At 67.0% G+C, this 16,588-nt stretch carries 20 protein-coding genes; 11 read left to right on the forward strand and 9 right to left on the reverse strand.

Annotated elements, in window-relative coordinates; genetic code table 11:
* Positions 1-81 precede the first annotated feature (81 nt).
* On the reverse strand, positions 82-240 hold the full coding sequence (locus tag NDR87_RS33010; protein WP_251917907.1) for a hypothetical protein: 159 nt from the start codon (positions 238-240) through the stop codon (positions 82-84).
* A 298-nt stretch (positions 241-538) separates the two neighbouring features.
* Here NDR87_RS33010 and NDR87_RS33015 point away from each other — a divergent pair, with 298 nt between their 5' ends.
* From NDR87_RS33015 to NDR87_RS33040, 6 genes are all read left to right on the forward strand, one after another.
* Entirely contained in the window at positions 539-1,279 is a 741-nt protein-coding gene (locus NDR87_RS33015) for a hypothetical protein (protein WP_251917906.1), read from the forward strand.
* Between the two features lie 384 nt (positions 1,280-1,663).
* Positions 1,664-2,572, forward strand: coding sequence for an ABC transporter ATP-binding protein (locus NDR87_RS33020; RefSeq protein WP_251917905.1), 909 nt, complete (start codon positions 1,664-1,666; stop codon positions 2,570-2,572).
* Positions 2,569-3,348, forward strand: coding sequence for an ABC transporter permease (locus NDR87_RS33025; protein ID WP_251917904.1), 780 nt, complete (start codon positions 2,569-2,571; stop codon positions 3,346-3,348). Before NDR87_RS33020 ends, NDR87_RS33025 begins: the two co-directional genes overlap by 4 nt.
* Before the next feature lie 38 nt (positions 3,349-3,386).
* Complete coding sequence (locus tag NDR87_RS33030; protein ID WP_251917903.1) at positions 3,387-4,538, forward strand: sensor histidine kinase; 1,152 nt, start codon at positions 3,387-3,389, stop codon at positions 4,536-4,538.
* Positions 4,538-5,203 carry a response regulator transcription factor gene (locus NDR87_RS33035; protein WP_251917902.1) on the forward strand — a complete coding sequence of 222 codons (666 nt, stop codon included), beginning with the start codon at positions 4,538-4,540 and terminating at the stop codon, positions 5,201-5,203. The genes NDR87_RS33030 and NDR87_RS33035 overlap by 1 nt, the downstream gene beginning before the upstream one ends.
* A gap of 70 nt (positions 5,204-5,273) precedes the next feature.
* Positions 5,274-6,518, forward strand: a complete 1,245-nt coding sequence (locus NDR87_RS33040) for an MFS transporter (protein ID WP_286014332.1) — start codon at positions 5,274-5,276, stop codon at positions 6,516-6,518.
* Positions 6,519-6,648: 130 nt separating this feature from the next.
* Here the strand turns inward: NDR87_RS33040 and NDR87_RS33045 are convergent, their stop codons facing one another.
* Positions 6,649-6,765: an excalibur calcium-binding domain-containing protein gene (locus NDR87_RS33045; RefSeq protein WP_251917900.1), complete on the reverse strand. Its 117-nt coding sequence runs from the start codon at positions 6,763-6,765 to the stop codon at positions 6,649-6,651.
* 8 nt (positions 6,766-6,773) lie between these two features.
* Here NDR87_RS33045 and NDR87_RS37505 point away from each other — a divergent pair, with 8 nt between their 5' ends.
* Entirely contained in the window at positions 6,774-6,908 is a 135-nt protein-coding gene (locus tag NDR87_RS37505; protein WP_286014333.1) for a hypothetical protein, read from the forward strand.
* Positions 6,909-7,471: 563 nt separating this feature from the next.
* On the opposite strand, the gene NDR87_RS33050 is transcribed toward NDR87_RS37505, so the two are convergent.
* The gene (locus NDR87_RS33050; RefSeq protein WP_251917899.1) at positions 7,472-8,338 is read right to left on the reverse strand and encodes an LLM class flavin-dependent oxidoreductase; all 867 of its coding nucleotides are present in this window, start codon (positions 8,336-8,338) and stop codon (positions 7,472-7,474) included.
* A gap of 161 nt (positions 8,339-8,499) precedes the next feature.
* Here NDR87_RS33050 and NDR87_RS33055 point away from each other — a divergent pair, with 161 nt between their 5' ends.
* Positions 8,500-9,183, forward strand: coding sequence for a rhomboid family intramembrane serine protease (locus NDR87_RS33055; protein WP_251917898.1), 684 nt, complete (start codon positions 8,500-8,502; stop codon positions 9,181-9,183).
* Positions 9,184-9,199: 16 nt separating this feature from the next.
* On the opposite strand, the gene NDR87_RS33060 is transcribed toward NDR87_RS33055, so the two are convergent.
* Positions 9,200-10,561 (reverse strand): flavin monoamine oxidase family protein, encoded by a 1,362-nt coding sequence (locus NDR87_RS33060; protein WP_251917897.1) that lies wholly within the window; start codon positions 10,559-10,561, stop codon positions 9,200-9,202.
* 207 nt (positions 10,562-10,768) lie between these two features.
* Here NDR87_RS33060 and NDR87_RS33065 point away from each other — a divergent pair, with 207 nt between their 5' ends.
* Complete coding sequence (locus NDR87_RS33065; protein ID WP_251917896.1) at positions 10,769-11,662, forward strand: 3-hydroxyacyl-CoA dehydrogenase family protein; 894 nt, start codon at positions 10,769-10,771, stop codon at positions 11,660-11,662.
* A 95-nt stretch (positions 11,663-11,757) separates the two neighbouring features.
* Here the strand turns inward: NDR87_RS33065 and NDR87_RS33070 are convergent, their stop codons facing one another.
* The 4 genes from NDR87_RS33070 to NDR87_RS33085 all read right to left on the reverse strand — a co-directional run bounded on the left by NDR87_RS33070 (position 11,758) and on the right by NDR87_RS33085 (position 14,992).
* Entirely contained in the window at positions 11,758-12,549 is a 792-nt protein-coding gene (locus NDR87_RS33070; RefSeq protein ID WP_251917895.1) for an acyl-[acyl-carrier-protein] thioesterase, read from the reverse strand.
* A gap of 100 nt (positions 12,550-12,649) precedes the next feature.
* On the reverse strand, positions 12,650-13,789 hold the full coding sequence (gene hppD / locus NDR87_RS33075; protein ID WP_251917894.1) for a 4-hydroxyphenylpyruvate dioxygenase: 1,140 nt from the start codon (positions 13,787-13,789) through the stop codon (positions 12,650-12,652).
* Entirely contained in the window at positions 13,786-14,283 is a 498-nt protein-coding gene (locus tag NDR87_RS33080) for an EF-hand domain-containing protein (RefSeq protein WP_251917893.1), read from the reverse strand. Before NDR87_RS33080 ends, hppD begins: the two co-directional genes overlap by 4 nt.
* Positions 14,284-14,467: 184 nt before the next feature.
* On the reverse strand, positions 14,468-14,992 hold the full coding sequence (locus NDR87_RS33085; protein ID WP_251917892.1) for a DUF4142 domain-containing protein: 525 nt from the start codon (positions 14,990-14,992) through the stop codon (positions 14,468-14,470).
* 148 nt (positions 14,993-15,140) lie between these two features.
* Between NDR87_RS33085 and NDR87_RS33090 the strand changes: the two genes are divergently transcribed.
* Both NDR87_RS33090 and NDR87_RS33095 read left to right on the forward strand, forming a co-directional pair.
* Positions 15,141-15,755 carry a hypothetical protein gene (locus NDR87_RS33090; protein ID WP_251917891.1) on the forward strand — a complete coding sequence of 205 codons (615 nt, stop codon included), beginning with the start codon at positions 15,141-15,143 and terminating at the stop codon, positions 15,753-15,755.
* A gap of 27 nt (positions 15,756-15,782) precedes the next feature.
* Positions 15,783-15,983 carry a hypothetical protein gene (locus NDR87_RS33095; RefSeq protein WP_251917890.1) on the forward strand — a complete coding sequence of 67 codons (201 nt, stop codon included), beginning with the start codon at positions 15,783-15,785 and terminating at the stop codon, positions 15,981-15,983.
* Here the strand turns inward: NDR87_RS33095 and NDR87_RS33100 are convergent.
* On the reverse strand, positions 15,958-16,548 hold the full coding sequence (locus NDR87_RS33100) for a GNAT family N-acetyltransferase (RefSeq protein WP_251917889.1): 591 nt from the start codon (positions 16,546-16,548) through the stop codon (positions 15,958-15,960). The genes NDR87_RS33095 and NDR87_RS33100 overlap by 26 nt on opposite strands.
* Positions 16,549-16,588: the final 40 nt, after the last annotated feature.

Raw genomic sequence — 16,588 nt, forward strand, 5'->3', positions numbered from 1 at the left:
CAGGCCCAGCTTCGGTAATGCCCTGCAGTGACCACATATCCGTCATGGTCATAGAGAAGATTGCCCAGCTCGTAGTGGAAGTCATTCGGCCGCGCACCCCACCGTGTCCTGGTCGATGCCCATTCGCTCCAACAGCTCTCGGGCGTTGATCTGACGGGCGAAGGTGAGGTTGACCTGCGGCAGATTCCTGCCGTACAGCCAGCCGAGGCCGCCGGTGTCGTCATCAGGTGAAGCAGTCACAGCGGCTGACACTGCCATGAGCCCCCGACATCCATGGCGGGCCCGCCCGGAACCGCAGTCTAGGGCTACGGCCACTGTGGCAGACAATCCGGTTTCATGCGCCTGGCGGTTGCGAGACCCATTGGCATCGGAGCGTCCAGAAATGCCGCTGGTCGCGCGGGCCGGGGCAGCCGCACGGCACGCCGGAAGATCAACGCGCAGAGACCATCTCGACGTCCCGACGCGCCGTAATACCGATGAGCACGCATGGTTCCGGTTCGGACTTCGAGCGGAACGCACTGCCAGTACAGTCCCGCGCATGACTTACTACCTCGCCCACAGAGGCGGTGAGTGCGCGTTCTTCGGTGTCCCTTTCCCCGCCGTCGGAGTTCGAGTGGAGTTCGACAGGGACAAGCTCTTCGCAGCCCGTGAACGATTGTCGGGTGCACCGGCCGGTCCGAAGGCCGATGAGGACGACGGACTCGTCGTGCACGAGGAGCCAATGGCGGTGCTGGCGTTGCCCGATCGACTGTGGCGCGTCGACGACCTCGATGGTGAAATCCGGATTCATCCGAGCAACCGCTGGATACGGTGCACGTCTTTGACCGTGCGCGAGGAGCTACCCAACTGGTTGGTGATGGGTCCGCACGGCGACCTGGTGGCACAGGTGATCGACCAGGCGCGAGACCTGACCGATGAACAGGCCCGAGCCATCGCAGCCATGGACCCGGACGAGGAGATCCGGTTGACGCGCACCGTGTGGGATCGATGGCTTCACAACCCCGAATCGCCGGTCGGCTGCGGCTCGCCGGTCGGCGCCGGCCTGCTCGAGGTGCACCAGGCGGTGACCGCAGCCGCACGACGGACAGGCCCACACCTGTTCGGTTGGGACCAGGAAGATGAGGCGGAGGTCATCACCGACATGGCGTGGCGACAAGCCGACGCGGCCGCTACCGCCGCTGCTCTCGCATATGGAGCACCGCACATCCTCGACGACCAGGAAAACCGCCGACTGGCCCTGCGCTGGACCGCCGTGATCGGTACAGCGACTTCCGCCTGACTCGAATCTTTCCCGCGCGGCTGCCCCGACTTCGAATCATCCGATACCACCGCTGGTCACGCGGTCGGGGTAGCGAAATCGACTGCGCCGCGGAACGTCCGGTATTGGCGATGAGCGAGCATTCGTCCGTTCCGGATATGACTCCTGTCTACGGCGATCACCATTACGTCAGAGGTAATCGACAGGATGCGTTGGTGTGGCCGGGATGGCGGTTATGAGTGATCTTGCGGGCAGCACCACCCGTACTGTCGTCGAGGAGTTGCTGAGCCTGATCGGCTCAGGCGGCGGTCGTCGAACGGGTGGGTCCGTGGTACCGGAGAGGGATACGGGAGACCACTCTCGTGCGGGATGTGCTCGGTGCGTGGGATTTCTAGCGTTGACGGTGTGATCGAAGCACAGGGTTTGACGAAAACCTTCGGCACCGCTGTCGCCGTGGACGAGGTGTCGTTCCGGGCGAATCCTGGGGCGGTGACGGGTTTTCTGGGACCCAATGGGTCGGGGAAATCGACTACGTTGCGGTTGATTCTGGGGCTGGACAGTCCGACCCGCGGCCGGGTACTGGTCGACGGGAAGCCGTACCGGGAGCTGGTGCGGCCCCTGCATATCGTCGGGGCGCTGCTGGATGCACGCGACGTGCACGGTGGGCGCAGTGCGCGCGGGCACCTCGCGATGCTCGCTGCGACGCACCGGATTCCGCGGCGCCGGATCGGCGAGGTGCTCGATCTGGCCGGGTTGGCACCGGTGGCCGATCGGCGGGTGCGAAGCTTTTCGCTGGGGATGCGGCAGCGGCTCGGCATGGCGGCGGCGTTGCTCGGAGAGCCTCGGGTGCTGATTCTCGACGAGCCGATGAACGGGCTGGACACGGAGGGCATTCGGTGGCTGCGGATCCTGTTGCGGTCGATGGCCGATCGAAACTGCACGGTGCTGTTGTCCGGCCATGTGATGAGCGAGATGCAACTGGTGGCCGATCACCTGCTCGTGATCAACGGCGGTCGGTTGATCGCCGACGAGCCTGTCACGGAGTTCGTTGCCCGCCACAGTGATCCGATCGTGCGGGTCCGCGCCGCCGACTTGGCGGCCTTGGCCGGACTGCTGGGTTCGGAGATGGAGATACGCGGTGAGGTCGGTCTCGTGCGCGGTATCGGATCGCGGGAGATCGGACGGCTGGCGGTCGCGTACGGCATCGTGCTCGACGAACTGACCCCGGTCCATGGCTCGGTGGAGGACGCGTTCACCCGCCTGATCGTCGACCATCGGCGGTCTTCGCGCCCTCAGGTTCGGGAGAACGCATGACCGCCATGCCATCTGCGGCAACCACCGGTGCGGTGCTGAGCGATCAGATTCGGTCGGAGCTGATCAAGATCTGCTCGGTGCGGCCGCTGCGGTGGCTGCCGGTGCTGGCGGTGCTGATCGCGCCGGTGCTGGCGCTCGTCGTCGGGCTGACCGGCAGTCTGGAGCCCGACGACACCGTCACCGGTGCCGCGCTGACCGGAGTGTCGGTGGCCCTGGCGGTCGTCGGGTCCTGGGGCGCCCTCGTGGTCACCACCGAGTTCGGCTCCGGCACCATCCGGCCGGTGCTGGTCGCGACGCCCCAACGCCGTATCGTCCTGGCGGCGAAGACGATCGTGGTTGCGCTGGTTGCCACCCTCGTGGGTGTGCTGTCGCCGACGCTGGCCTACCTTGTCGGTGTGGCGGTCATCGACACCGCGAAATATACTGCGGGGCAATTCTTTCCGGGCATAATAGGCATTTGTGGATGTTTTCCAACGGTCGCGACGCTGGGGCTCGCGGCCGGAGTGGTCGTCCGGAATTCGGCCGCCGCGGTTGCCCTGATGGGTGCGCATCTCGTACTGCCGCAGATGACCGCCGCGCAAGCCGTCGGAGATCTGCACAAATGGATGACCCTCATCGCTCCGTCCGCGGTGGTTGCGAAACTGTCGGGCAGTTCGGATGCGGCGCCGGAGATCATGGGAACAGTCGGCGGATGGCCACGGCTTGCTCTGGTCGTTGTGGGCGCGATCGGCGCACTCGCCGCTGCCCGACGGATGCTGGATCGGGCGGACGCGTGAACCCCGCGCCAAATCGGGTCGTGGCCGATAGTGGATACATGACCGCGATGACCGCACGCCTGGCTCGGCTGCAGCCGTGGGGGTCATGGTTCGTGTTCGGAGCCATGGTGGTTGTCGCGAGCGTGATGTTCGTGGTCGTGACCCATACGCTGATGTCGGACACCGGCTTGTCGGACCGGCAGGCAATCGGGCTGGCGCTGGTGCAGGGACTCGCGCTGATGCTGGCGCCGCCGCTGGCGCCGCTGGCGTGGGCGTGCTCGATGACGGCGGTCGTGCTGGCGTCCGTGTGGGCCGGTGCGGGTCTGTGGGTGGACGCGATGACCAACAGCTACCTGATCGTGCTCGGCGCGATCGCCGTCTCGGTACCGGCCCGCCACGCCGTGGCCTACTGGGCCGGAACCAGCGCGGCCGGAACACTGCTGGCGATCGTCCGGCGCCCGGATGCTTGGCTGTCGAATTTGCTCGAGGTGATGGTCCTCGCCGCCGTGGTGCTGGTCGCCGGTGCCGCCCTGGGCGGTCTCGCGGCGGCGCGGCGGCGGCTGCGCGATGAGCAGGCGGCGGTACAGCGGCAGCGGGAACGTACGGCGCTACTGGAGGAGCGGACCCGCATAGCCCGGGAGCTGCACGACGTGGTGGCGCACCATATGTCGGTCATCGCGATCCAGGCCGAGGCTGCCCGGTACCGCGAACCACAGTCCGCGCCGGAGACATTCGCCGCGATCCGTGACAGCGCCCGCACGGCACTGGGGGAGATGCGGCGGATTCTCGGTGTGCTGCGTTCCGGCGATACCGGGGCGGCACCGCAGCCCACCCTCACCGATGTGCCGCGCCTGATCGACTCCGTGCGCGCGGCCGGAACGCGGGTCGACCTCGACACACCCGGTGACGTAGCGACGGTCCCTGCGGGGATCGGCTTGTCGGCCTACCGGATCGTGCAGGAAGCGCTCAGCAACGCTGTCCGGCACGCCCCGGGCGTGCCGGTTCGAGTGCGAATTAGTCTGCAAGACAGCGATTTACACATCGATGTCCGCAATTGTTTCCCCTGGGAGGCGGGGCGCGGCACCGGATTCGGTCACGGACTGGCCGGGATGAGAGAACGGGCCGAGTTGCTCGGCGGGACATTCACCGGCGGTCCGACCGGCGACGGGCACTTTCGAGTGGCGGTGACACTTCCGATCCGGGACGTGTGATGGCGCCGATCCGGGTTCTCGTCGCTGACGACCAGCCACTGGTGCGGGAGGGGTTGGCCGTCATACTGAACGCGCAATCCGACATCGAGGTGGTCGGTTACGCCACCGACGGTCGGCATGCAGTGCTCGAAGCCGAACGGCTGCGGCCGGATATCGTGCTGATGGATATCCGCATGCCCGAGCTCGACGGCATCGAGGCGACTCGCCGAATCATCGCATCCGGCCACTCCGCGAAGATCATTGTGCTGACCACGTTCGACCTCGACGAATACGTCTACGCCGCACTCCGAGCCGGGGCCAGCGGCTTCCTGCTCAAGGATGCCTCCGCGCATGCCCTCGGTGACGCGGTCTGCGCGGTCGCCCGCGGCGATGCCATGCTCGCCCCCTCGGTTACCCGCCGTCTGCTCGAACACTTCACCCCACCCGAACCGCCTTCTATCGCATGGGAAAAACCCGAAGCACTCACCACCCGCGAAACCGACGTGCTGATCCAGATCGCCCGTGGGCAGTCCAACGCCGAGATCGCCGCCGCACTGCTGATCTCCGAGCAGACCGTCAAGACGCACGTCGGCCGCGTCCTCGACAAACTCCAGCTACGCGACCGCACCCAGGCCGCGATCTACGCCTACGAGACCGGACTGGTCAACCCGGGCCGACCGGCCTGAGCGACAACTCTGCAACGCATCTCGCGCAGGCCGAAGTCCTGTGAGTAGCCCAGCAGGGAGGCTGCTGTCCATGCGAAAACCGCTGCCGAATTTCCTTGCCGCACGGGCGTTGAGCGTCCTCGGCGACCGCGTTACCGACGTTGTGCTGCCGCTGGCGGTGCTCGCGGCCTCCGGATCCGCGGTCACGGCGGGTGTCGTTGGTGCGGCGGCCCAGCTGCCGCAGATTCTTGCAGCGCTGCATGTCGGCGCTCTGGTGGATCGTCGGGAACGCAAGAGCCTCATGGTGATCGTGGATCTCGTCCGGGCGGTCGCGTTCGTCGCGATCGGGGCGGAGGTGGTGTTCGGCGGGGCTCGGTTGGTGCCGTTGGTGCTGCTCGCGCTGGTGACCGGTGGCTGCGACGCGGTGTTCCATGCGGCGGCGAGCAGCTACCTGCCGAGTCTCGTCGAAGACCGAGATCTTATGCGCGCCAATGGGTTTGTGGAAGGCTCGGACGCTGCGGCGACGTTGACGGGACCGGCTGCGGGTGGTTGGCTGCTGCAGTCGCTGGGGCCGTTGGTGGCGTTCATAATCAACGCAGTGAGCTTCGTGGCGTCGGCCATGCTGCTGGGCCGGTTGCCGAAGAACGTTCCAGCGCCCGGGGAGTCCGGCGGCGAGGAGTCGGTGCTGGCCGGACTGCGGCTGGTGTGGCGGGACCGGGCGCAGGCTCTGCTGCTGACGAGCGCGTGCTACCTGCACCTGCTCGCGGCGGCGGCGTTGCTGCCGTTGCTGGTGCGCGCCCACGACCAGCTGCGCCTGACGCCGCTCACGACCGGGCTCATCGTATCGGCGGCGGGTGTCGGTGGTCTGGTGAGCAGCTTCGTGCTTACCCGGTTCTGCGACGTCGCCCGGTGGCAGCTGCTGCTGGCGGCGGTGCTTTCGGTGAACGGTGGTGCGGTTGGCGTGCTCGCCGTGTTCGCCGCTCCGCTGTGGCTGGCGGCGACGGTGCTGGTGCTCGACGGCGCGTCGGCGCTGGGTTTCATTGTGGTGGCTACGATGCGGCAGCGCCTCACACCGGATGCGGTGCGCGGGAGGGTGAACGCCGCGAGCACCGCGGCGACGGCCACGGTCCGCATGCTCGCCGTCGCTGGCGTGGGCGCGTTGATCGACCTGGCCGGTCCGCGTCCGGTGCTGTTCGGCCTGGCGGCCCTCGCGCTACCGTTCGTTGTTCCGCTCGTTGTTTTCCGCACCGTTTCTACCGGAACCCCCAAGCAGGACGATGAACCGATGAGGTGCCGGACTCCATATCGGCCAGGAGGTTTACCTCGCCGTCCGTGACATGCTGCCCCAGCGACGCACCTTGCCAGTGGGCAGTTTCTCTGAATGGCGGCTGCACAGGGCAATCGTCGTCAGGTCGGAAACCTGCCGACAAAGCGAGTGCGAGCTCGTCGAGGATGAATGACGAACATTATTCGCAGGCCACGCCGTCGTCGTCGCGGTCGAGACCGCTGCGATACCCCGGCTCGCCTCGGTGCAGAGGTGCGACGCCCGCTGCCCTGGCCTCCTTGCACGAGCCGTAGTACACCTGCGGCGATGGCGGTACCGCTCGAACGGTGGTGGGTACGGGCCGTGCGGGCGGTGGGGGTGGTGCAACCGGTCGTGGTGGTGGGGGTGCAGCAGCAGTGGTCGCCGTCGGCGGCGCGGCGGGGGGAGGCAACAGAACCGTAGTCGGTGGCGTGGCCGATGCCGTTGTGGACGGCGTGTGGATAACGGTGGTTGTTCGCGTCGCAGCAGGAGGCGAAGATGGGCTCGTGGGCGAGGTGCGATCGGCGCTGGTGACACACCCGGCGAGAAAGCATCCGCCGACAACGGCGGCGGCCGTGCAGACGGCACGGTTCACTGACAATGAATTCTCCTGATCGACTTGAAGGTCGGGAGCTGAAAAGGCGAGCAACGGTGGCATTCCCGGGAAGCACTGCGCGAAAGTTCCCGTCGAGGAAGCCGACAGTGCGCTCCGTCACAGAGTAAATCGGAGCCCTACTCCTCGCGTTACAGCACTCTGCACCGGCTGCTGCTGCCCGAATGCCGAATATGGCAATAATCCCCCCTGGTCAAAGAGAAGCGCATCCTCGCCAGCCAGCTGTAGGGCAAGCGAGATCCGGTGCGATGCAGCATTCGGCGCGGCCAGCTTATGCGGGCCTGGCGTACTCGAAAGTCTGACGCAGGGGTGGAGTAACTCAGATGGCAGAGGTCTCACAGCGGATAAGCGGTGTCGCGGGAGCAGTCTTGGTTCACGGGAGTAAGTGGCGGACCTCCTCGGCGATGAAGCGGACGAAGCCGACGGGGTCGGGTTCGTCGGGGGTGGGTTCGAGGATGACGGTGTCGGCACCGGCCTGTGTCCAGCGGGCGATGGTGGCGGCGATGGACTGTGCATCGCCTACGGCGCAGAGGCCGTCGTCGATGTCGTGGCCTAGTTTTCGCACTTCGGCTTCGGCGCGGTCGGCGGCGTCGGGGCCGGTGGCGGCTACCAGTTGGACCATGAAGGAGAAGTCCGCGCTGGGCTTGTCCGTCGCTCGGTCCTGCTGCGTCAGGTCGATGGCCTGTGGCATGCCCGCCAGTGTGGTGCCGGTGACGACGCCGTCGGCGGTCTCGCCGGCCAGCCGCAGGGTGCGCGGTCCGAAGCCTCCGACTACCACGGCCGGTGCGGTGAGTGGTGGCCAGTCGAGAGCGACGTCGTCGAGCCGAATATAGCGGCCCCGCACGGTGATTCGCTCTCCGGCGAGCAGGCTCCGCAGGGCGTGGAGATATTCGCGCAGCAGGGTGAGCGGTGCGGCGACTCGTGCGCCGACCTGGCTCATCCATTGCTGATTGCCGTGGCCGACACCCCAGATCGTCCGGCCGGGGAACATTCGCTCCAGCGTGGCGATTTCCATTGCCGTCACGGCGACATTGCGCAGCGGCGCCGGGAGCACGCCGACGCCGATGCGCACGCGTTCGGACCAGGCCAGTGCGGCCGCGGCGGTCGAGATGCCGCCCTCGGCGAAGCAGTCCTCACACAGCCAAAGCTGTTCCAGCCCAACCGCATCGGCCACCCGCACCACCTCGCGCAGCAGCTCGGGAGGGTGCTGCGGCTCGAATACGACACCCAGACTTGTCATGTCCGTATCGTTACCAGTCGGAACCGTCTCGGTCGATGGAATATTCGGTAGCGCGGAAATGGCCGCCGCACCAGGCGCGCGGCGGCGTTCGGCGGCGATGTTCTTGCCGCCGATGATTTTTCGGGCGTTACCGTATCGGCCTGTTCTGCGAGAATGATTCGGTGAGGTTCTCCGATCCGGGTGACCGTGGTGTCCGGCAATTGTCCCCGTACCGGGTCACGGCCGTTCTGATCGCGGTCAATGTCGTTTGTTACCTAGGGCAACTCGCCTACCCGCGGGCGGTGGATCTGTTCGGCGGTATCGGCCGGGGCCTGATGCGCGATGGCGAACTGTTCGTCGACGATGGGCGTGGATACAGCGGTTCCGAGCCGGTCGGCATCGCGCACGGCGAATGGTATCGCCTGATCACCAGTGGTTTTCTGCATCTGCCACCGGAGGAGGGGATCGGTGTCGGGCATCTCGTGGCCAACATGATCTGGCTCGTATTGCTCGGGCGAGTGCTGGAGCCGGGGCTCGGGCATCTCCGGTTCGCTGTGCTGTATCTGGGATCGGTGGTCGGGGGCAGCGCGCTGGCGTATCTGCTGACCCCCGATGACAACGGGATAGGCGCGTCCGGGGCTGTCTACGGGCTGGTCGGCTGCTACGTGGTGCTGTACCGGAGCCTGGGCGTCGATTGGGCCGATGCCCGTGGCCTGCTGGTGTTTTCGGTGGTCTGGCTGGTCGTCTCGGCGTACATCACATCGTGGTCGGCGCATCTCGGCGGCTTGCTCGCGGGCGTGGCGATCGGGCTGGTGTACTCGATGCTTCGCCCACGGTACCGGGGCGTCCGGTCGCGGCCCCGGTGATGGACGTGAATGGCGGTCAGGGCGCGGGGCTGCCGAGAGGGCCGAGGACTGCGTCGACCTCCTGGGCCGCGCGTTGGCCGGATTGGATGGCGCCGTCTATGTAGCCGTTCCAGACGGTGGCGGTCTCGGTTCCGGCCCAGTGCAGCGGTCCGATCGGGCGGCTGAGCGCCGGTCCGAATCGGGTGAGGGCCAGCGGGGTGGTGAAGGTGGTGCCGCCGCCGCGGGTGTATTCCTCGGTGTTCCAGTCGTGTTCGATGTAGGCGATGGGTTCTGCGGCCTCGGGGCCGAAGTATGAGCTCAGGTCGGCCAGCACGTGTCGACGGCGTTGCTGTTGCGACAGCTCGGCGGCGGTGTCGGCGTTGGTGCCGACCATGAAGCCGACCAGCACGCCGGATGTCCCCGCGAGCGGGGTGTTGTCGAAGACGAAGCTCACCAGGCGACGATCGCTCGTGGCCTGGCCGTTGCGCCCGGCGCGACGCCAGAACGGTTCCTCGTAGACCACGTTGGCCTTGATCGCCCGACCGGTCGGCATGCGCTGGGTGAGCTGGTCGCGGTCGGACGGCAGGCCCGGGGTGTAGCGGATTCGTCCGGCCAGTACCGGCGGAATCGCGATGATCGCCCTGTGGGCCCGCCACGATTCGCCTCTGGCGCAGGTTATTTCGACGGCGTTGCCCGTCCAGTCCACCTGGGTCACCGGGCTGTTCGGTACCACCCGGTCGCCGAGCTGATCGGCCAGCGCGACGGCGATGCGCTGGGTGCCGCCCACGACCCGGCTCTGCTGCGCCGCGAGCAACGATCCGAAGCCGCCGGCGGAGGCGATGTAGTAGCAGACCCACAGCGCCGAGATGTCCGCCGGTTCCGCGGCGAGGATGGCGCGAATCATCAGGCTCAGGTAGGTACGCCCGGAACGGGTGAGGAGATGACGCTGGATCCAGGTCTCGAAGGTCTGCCCGTCCAGCCGCCGTGACCGATCCCATTGCCAGGGCGTCGTCGTGGATAGCTGCGCCGCGAGCCGGTCGAGCCGTGTCAACGCCCGACCGAGGTCGGCGCGGACCAGCGGGTCGAGCGGCGGGGTCTGGCCGGTGTGCACGCTGCGCCGGCCGCCCAGTTCGGTGACGGCCCGGCCCTCGGTGTGGGTGGGGTAGGTCGTCAGTCCGAGTTCCTCGATGAGCTCGAGCACCCGCTGCTGGCCGGGTCCCACCCACTGCCCGCCCACCTCGATCGATCCGCCGTCGGGCAGTGTGTCGTTGAGCAACCGCCCACCGACGCGGTCGCGGGCTTCCAGCACCACGACGCGCCGACCGGCCCGCGTGAGTTCGCGGGCGGCCACCAGCCCCGCGACACCCGCGCCCACGATCACCACATCCACGGTCTCCACGGAAACCTCCTAGGGATTGGGTGTGTATATTATATACATAATGTATGTCTCATACATAGTGTATGCGCCTTTGCGCAACGCGACCAGTGTCTGCGGTCACCTTTGCCGTATTCGACAAAGGTCGCGCCGAATCGCGTTGCGGGCCTCCGACGGATATAGCTTTGGTCTGTTCGGACACCGTGCGCCATCCAGCCGTCTGGAGGTTCTGTGACTATCCCCTCGGATTATCTCGACCGGCCGGTCGCCGTGGTCGGCGCCGGAACATTGGGGCGTCGTATTGCCTTGATGTTCGCGACCCGTGGTGGTCTGGTCCGTATCCATGATCTGGATGCGAAACAGGGTGCGGCGGCAGTCGATTTCGTGGATCGGCAATTCGACGAGGCGAGGCAGAGCCACCCGGAATGGATGCGGGGTCGCGCCGAATACGCCGCGGACCTGGCGGATGCCGTCGACGGGGCGTGGTTGGTCGTCGAATCCATCCCGGAGCGGCTCGATCTCAAACAGGCCCTGTTCGCCCGATTGGAGGCCGCGGCACCGCCGGATGCGATTCTGGCATCGAATTCCTCGTCGTACGCGAGCCGGTTGATCGTGGCGGGCCTGTCGACCACCCAGCGTATGCTCAACACCCATTTCACCCATCCGCCGATCGGCATCACCGTGGAGGTGATGTCGTGCGGCGAGACGTCGCCGCGGGTGCTGGACTTCCTGATGACCATCCTTCCCGACTACGGTCTGCGACCGTTTCTGGTGCATCGGGAAAGTACCGGATTCATTTTCAATCGGATCTGGGCGGCGATCAAACGGGAGTCGCTGGCCGTCGTCGCCGAGGGCGTGTCGACGCCGGCGGACGTCGACGAGATCTTCCGGCTCGAGCTCGGGGTCGACATGGGCCCTTTCCGGGCGATGGACGAGGTGGGCCTCGACGTCGTCTACGACATCGAGCAGCATTACGCCGAGGAGAATCCCCACCTGCCGACCGAGCCGCGAAAGTTGTTGCGGCGCTACATCGACAGCGGCAAGCTCGGCGTCAAATCGGGTGCGGGGTTCTATTCCGACTATCCGCCGCCGGAAACCGTTGTCGAAGGCCGCGATTCGAAGTGATCGAGGCACGGTCGATACCCCAAGGCGGTGAATCGCCCTGGGGGACCGAACGATTTCGATGTCTGTCGACCGAGCCGATGCGCCCGACCTGGCGGTCAGGACGGCGCGAGGGGACGTGATTCGATGCGGGCCAAGGTGCGGGCGCTGCCGTCGACCTCGAGCTGCACGTGCAGGCCGGTGTCGCTCTGCCAGGCGCGGATCAGCACGTCGTCGCCCGCCATCACCGGGCCCGCGTGTTCGAGGATCACCCGGTACGGCGGCGTGTGCGCCTCGGGGAACCGGGCGAGTGCCTCTTCGATCGCCTCCCAGTGCACGGCATTGTTGACGTGCCCGTAGTGGTCGACGTCGGTCACCCGCAGCGGGAATGGCCACGCCTCGGCGTCGACATCGGTGTGCTCGGCGAGCGCGGCCTGCCACCGCAGCCGGTGTTCGGTGGTCGCCGCGAGCATCGGCGCCATGAATCGGTCGCTCATGCGCGCCGGGCGCCCGGCCTCGATGTCGACGTGGATGAGGAACATCTCCGTCTCGATCAGGCCGCCGTTCTCGCTGCACACCTGAATGCGCATGTTGCACCACCGATTCGACAGCGCGGACGGCCACCGCCGCAGATGCACCTGGTCGCCGAACTCGATGGGGCGCAATACGTCGATCACGGTGCGGCGAACGATCCACCCCCGATGCAGATCCCCCTCCTCGACCACCTTCAAATGGTCGTATCCGATGTCCTGGAGGTATCTGGCCACCGCGTCGAGCCGTAGCCGCTGGTCACCGTCGGTGTCCCCCAACCGCACCGGCCATTCCTCATGGAACGCCCGGCTCAGATCCGGGCACGGCGGCAGCGGAAACGCGATGTCGGCCAACCGATCGACGGTGGTGGCGGCGCTCATGAACGCTCCTTTCGCAGGTCACGCGAGAGCGTACCGACCCGCCCGCGGCATCGCCCGCTCGACACGGCGCTGGTTGGCGACCGGAGAACGTTGTCCGGGTTCAGAGGTTTCCGCGGCGGTCCTGTTCGCGTTCGATCGCCTGGAACAGCGCGGCGAAATTGCCGACGCCGAAACCCTGGGAGCCGTGTCGTTCGATCAGTTCGAAGAAGCCGGTCGGGCGGTCCTGTGGTGGGCGGGTGAGGATTTGCAGAAGGTGGCCGTGTTCGTCGCGGTCGACCAGCGCGCCGCGGCGGGCGAGTTCGGCGATCGGGGTGGTGATGGGGCCCATCCGGTCGAGCAGGCCCGGGTCGTCGTAGTAGGTGGCCGGGGTGGGCAGGAATTCCACGCCGCGGGCGCGCATGCCGTCGATCGCGGTCAGGATGTCGTCGGTGGCGAGGGCGACGTGTTGTACTCCGGGGCAGCCGTAGAACTGCAGGAATTCGTCGACCTGACTGTTGCGGGCGGATTCGGCCGGTTCCACGACCGGGAATCTCACCAGCCGCCGGGGGTCGGCGACGACGCGGGATCGCAGAGCCGAGAACTTGGTGGAGATCTCCCCGTCGACGAACTCCGCCATCGTGGCGAAGCCGAAGATCCGTTGGTAGAAGTCCACCCATTCGTCCATTCGGCCCGCCGCCACGGCGGCGACACAGTGGTCGACCGCGTGGAAGTACGGGGCCTGGGCGCCGGACATCGCGAGGGTCGTCGCGGTGTAGCCGGGCAGGTGGACGCCGTGGTAGCGGGACCGGTCGACGAAGGTGTGCCGGACCTGTCCGTAGGCCGCGATCGTCGCGAGCGTCACGGTCCCGTCCCCGTCACGGATCTGGTGCGGCTCGACCAGGCCCCGCGCGCCCTGTGCCAGCGCGTGGTCGTAGGCGGCGCCGACGTCGGACACCGCCAGACCGATATCGATCACCCCGTCGCCGTGTTCATGGACGTGCTCACCGAGTTCCGTGCCCGCCCGGGTAGCGCCGGTGACCACGAAAACGGCCGCGCCCGAACGCAATACATAGGAACATTCGGCCGGACTGCCCGTCTCCGGCCCCCGATAGGCGACCGGAGTCATCCCGAAGGCGCTGACGAAGAAATGTGCGGACTGGAACGCGTTGCCCACCGCGAACACGATCGCGTCGAAGCCGTGGACGTCGAATGGGGTATTCGAGGTGGTGGGCGCGGGGGCTGCGACGGCCGGGGTGCTCATGCGTGGGTGAGCAGGTCGGCGATCGGGTCCTCGGCGGTGTTGGTGTAGTACCTGCAGATCACGTCGGCCCACTCCGTCGCGGTGATCCTTCCGGTCCCCGCGGTGTCGAGCTTGGCGAACATCGCGGCGGCGTGGTCGGCGTCGAATCCGACCACCCGCATGTAGTCGGTGTATTCGGCCCGGTCGATCATGCCGTCGTCATTGCGATCACAGATCGCGGCGACCGCGTCCGCATACGGTCGCAGATAGGCCGCGTTCGACGTGGAGTCGGTGACCGCGGCGAGGTATTCCGCCCTACTCACCACGCCGTCGCCGTTCGCATCGGCGTGGGCCAACAGACCCTGCCAATATCCTCGATGCGAGGCCATCAGGGCCCGTGCCTTGGCCGAGGTGGGCGGTTCTCCCAGACCGGTGATGATTCGCTCGGCCAGCATCAGGAAATCCGACTCCTCCAGTACGCCGTCCCCATTGGCGTCCAGGAGGTCGAACCGCATGCGGATCCTGCTCGAAGCGGCATCGCTGACAAGGGCATTGCTCATGATTCCGACCGCCTTCCGTGGGGAGAGGGATGCAGATCACAGCAGTCCGATCATAGCGAACCGACCAGTCGTTCTTCTAGGAGTATGCGCGGATGCCGGTGGTCACGGCGGTGGGTTCGCCATGACCACCGAGGTGCGGTCAGCAGCGGGTGAGGGCGTCACGCACCATCATCAGATGGTGGGCGACCACCGGCTCGGCGTTGCGGGCCAGCGTCTTCACCTGGTCGGAGGTGCCGAATGTCTGCTCTTGGGCACCGGCCTGGAGGGACTGGATATGGAACCGCTCCTGCATGCGCAGCCAGGCCAGGTCGAAATCGCGGCCCATCAGCACGCTGGTGTTCATGATCTGCTGGATTTGATCGGGATTCGGCGTCAACGGCAGCATCACCCCGTTCGGGAGGGCGACCGCCGCGCCCATCGCGTCCAGACGCGTGTGGTCCGCGACGAGCATCGCGCCGAGCTGGCGCACCTGCGGGCACATGCCGCCGAGGGCGGCACGCGCGCCGGAGATCATCTCCGCCATATGACCCTGATGCGAGACCACCAGGTATGTGCTGTCCTGTGGAGGTAACGCGACCGGCTCCGCCGAAGCGGTTGCGGTGGCACTGAATCCGAGCACGACGGCCGAGGCGGCTATCACCAGTAGGCGGCGTAAGGATCGCATGACTGTCTCCTGTCAGAGAGGTGGGACATCGCCCGGATGCCCGCTCCGGTCCGGTCTACGCCACGGGTCGCGTCGAAAGTCGTTGCCGTCGAAGGAGATAACCGCGAGCGGCGAGGGTATGATCTGCTGGAGAAGACGGGGGAGTCCGATGCGAACCGTGCCCTGGGTGATGGCCGCTGTCCTACTGCTGGCCCCAGCCTTCGGTGCCGCATGCGCGACCGAACCGGAGGTGGGCAGCGGATCGCCGACGACCTCGGTCGGCCTGCCGTCCAGCTCGGTAGCGCCGCCTCCGACTCTGCCCCCGGCGATCTCGGCGCCGCCGCCCGCTCCGTCGACCGGTGAGGAGCGCGCGGTCGCCGTTCTGGGACCCCTCGGCTACCAGGGAATCAACCTGGGAATGACCGACATTCAGGCCCGGGGACACACGGTGATCTCCGCGGTCGAACCCGCGGACGATCCCGGCGCATGCCGCGCCTTCTCCGCCCGTGCCGGGTGGGGCGGCTACTTCAACGAACGCAAGGTCGTCTCGATCCACACGATGAACCCGCGCACTCCGGAGGGAATCTACGTGGGCTCCACGCTCACCCAGGTCCGCGCGGCCTATCCGGACCTGCGACTGGGCGTCGACTGGAGCTCGGCCGCCGTGCCCGGTCATCCCGCACACCGCTACGGGTTCAAGGGAATCAACGCCTCCTCCGGCCCCGACGCCAAGGTCACCGAACTGCTGCTGTTTTTCGCCGACAGGAATATCTGCCACAACTGAATGGCGTTGCGCGGCACACTGGATGCCATGTTGACCGCATTGAAACAAGCCCTGCGCCGCATCTTCGGCCGCAAGGTGTCCGTGGGTGGCCCACCCGAGCTCGGCGGCGGTGGTTCGGCCGGTGTCCGCGAACCTCGCCGCCCCGTGCCACCGACCCCGCACCTGCGCGGCGCGCAGAACATCCCGCCCGACTCCGATCCGGTCAGCCTCCCCGGCGCCGATCGCTAGGAGCGGGCACATCCTCGGTTGGGCGCAACAGTTCCCACACCACGTCGACGCCGACCTCGCCGGGAGTCATCGGATCACGCGGGGGTGTGCGACGCGCGATCTGGGTGAAGCCGAGTCGGCGCGGTACCGCCGCGCTCGCGGTGTTCGCGATGTCGTGCCAGATCTGGACCCGTTCGATTCCGGATAGTGCGAAGGCCTGATCGACGAGGGCGGCCGCGGCGGCGGTGGCGTACCCGTGGCCGGTGTACGCGGGATGCAACCAGTAGCCGACTTCGAGCCCATCGGGACCGATGCGCTGTTCCAGACCGCACGCCCCGATTATCTGCCCGTTCACCGTGATCGCGTAGGAATACGAGTCACCCGCGTCCCAGGCGGCGCGGGTATGGGCCAGGAACTGCGCTATCGCCGCGCGTGGATGTTCACCGGCGGGTGTCACCCAGCTCATCCAGGGCCGGAGATGGGCGAGTGATTCGTTCACGACCCGGTGCAGCGTCTCCTCGTCGGTATCGCGCAGTCGACGCAATTCCACGCCGCCGTATCGCAGCGACTCCTCAGGGCCCGACATGCCGCCATGATGGTCACGGCGATACGGGGCGGGCAACCGC

Origin of the sequence: Nocardia sp. CDC159 (genome assembly GCF_023740735.1) — a bacterium.
Classification (GTDB): Bacteria; Actinomycetota; Actinomycetes; order Mycobacteriales; family Mycobacteriaceae; genus Nocardia; species Nocardia pulmonis.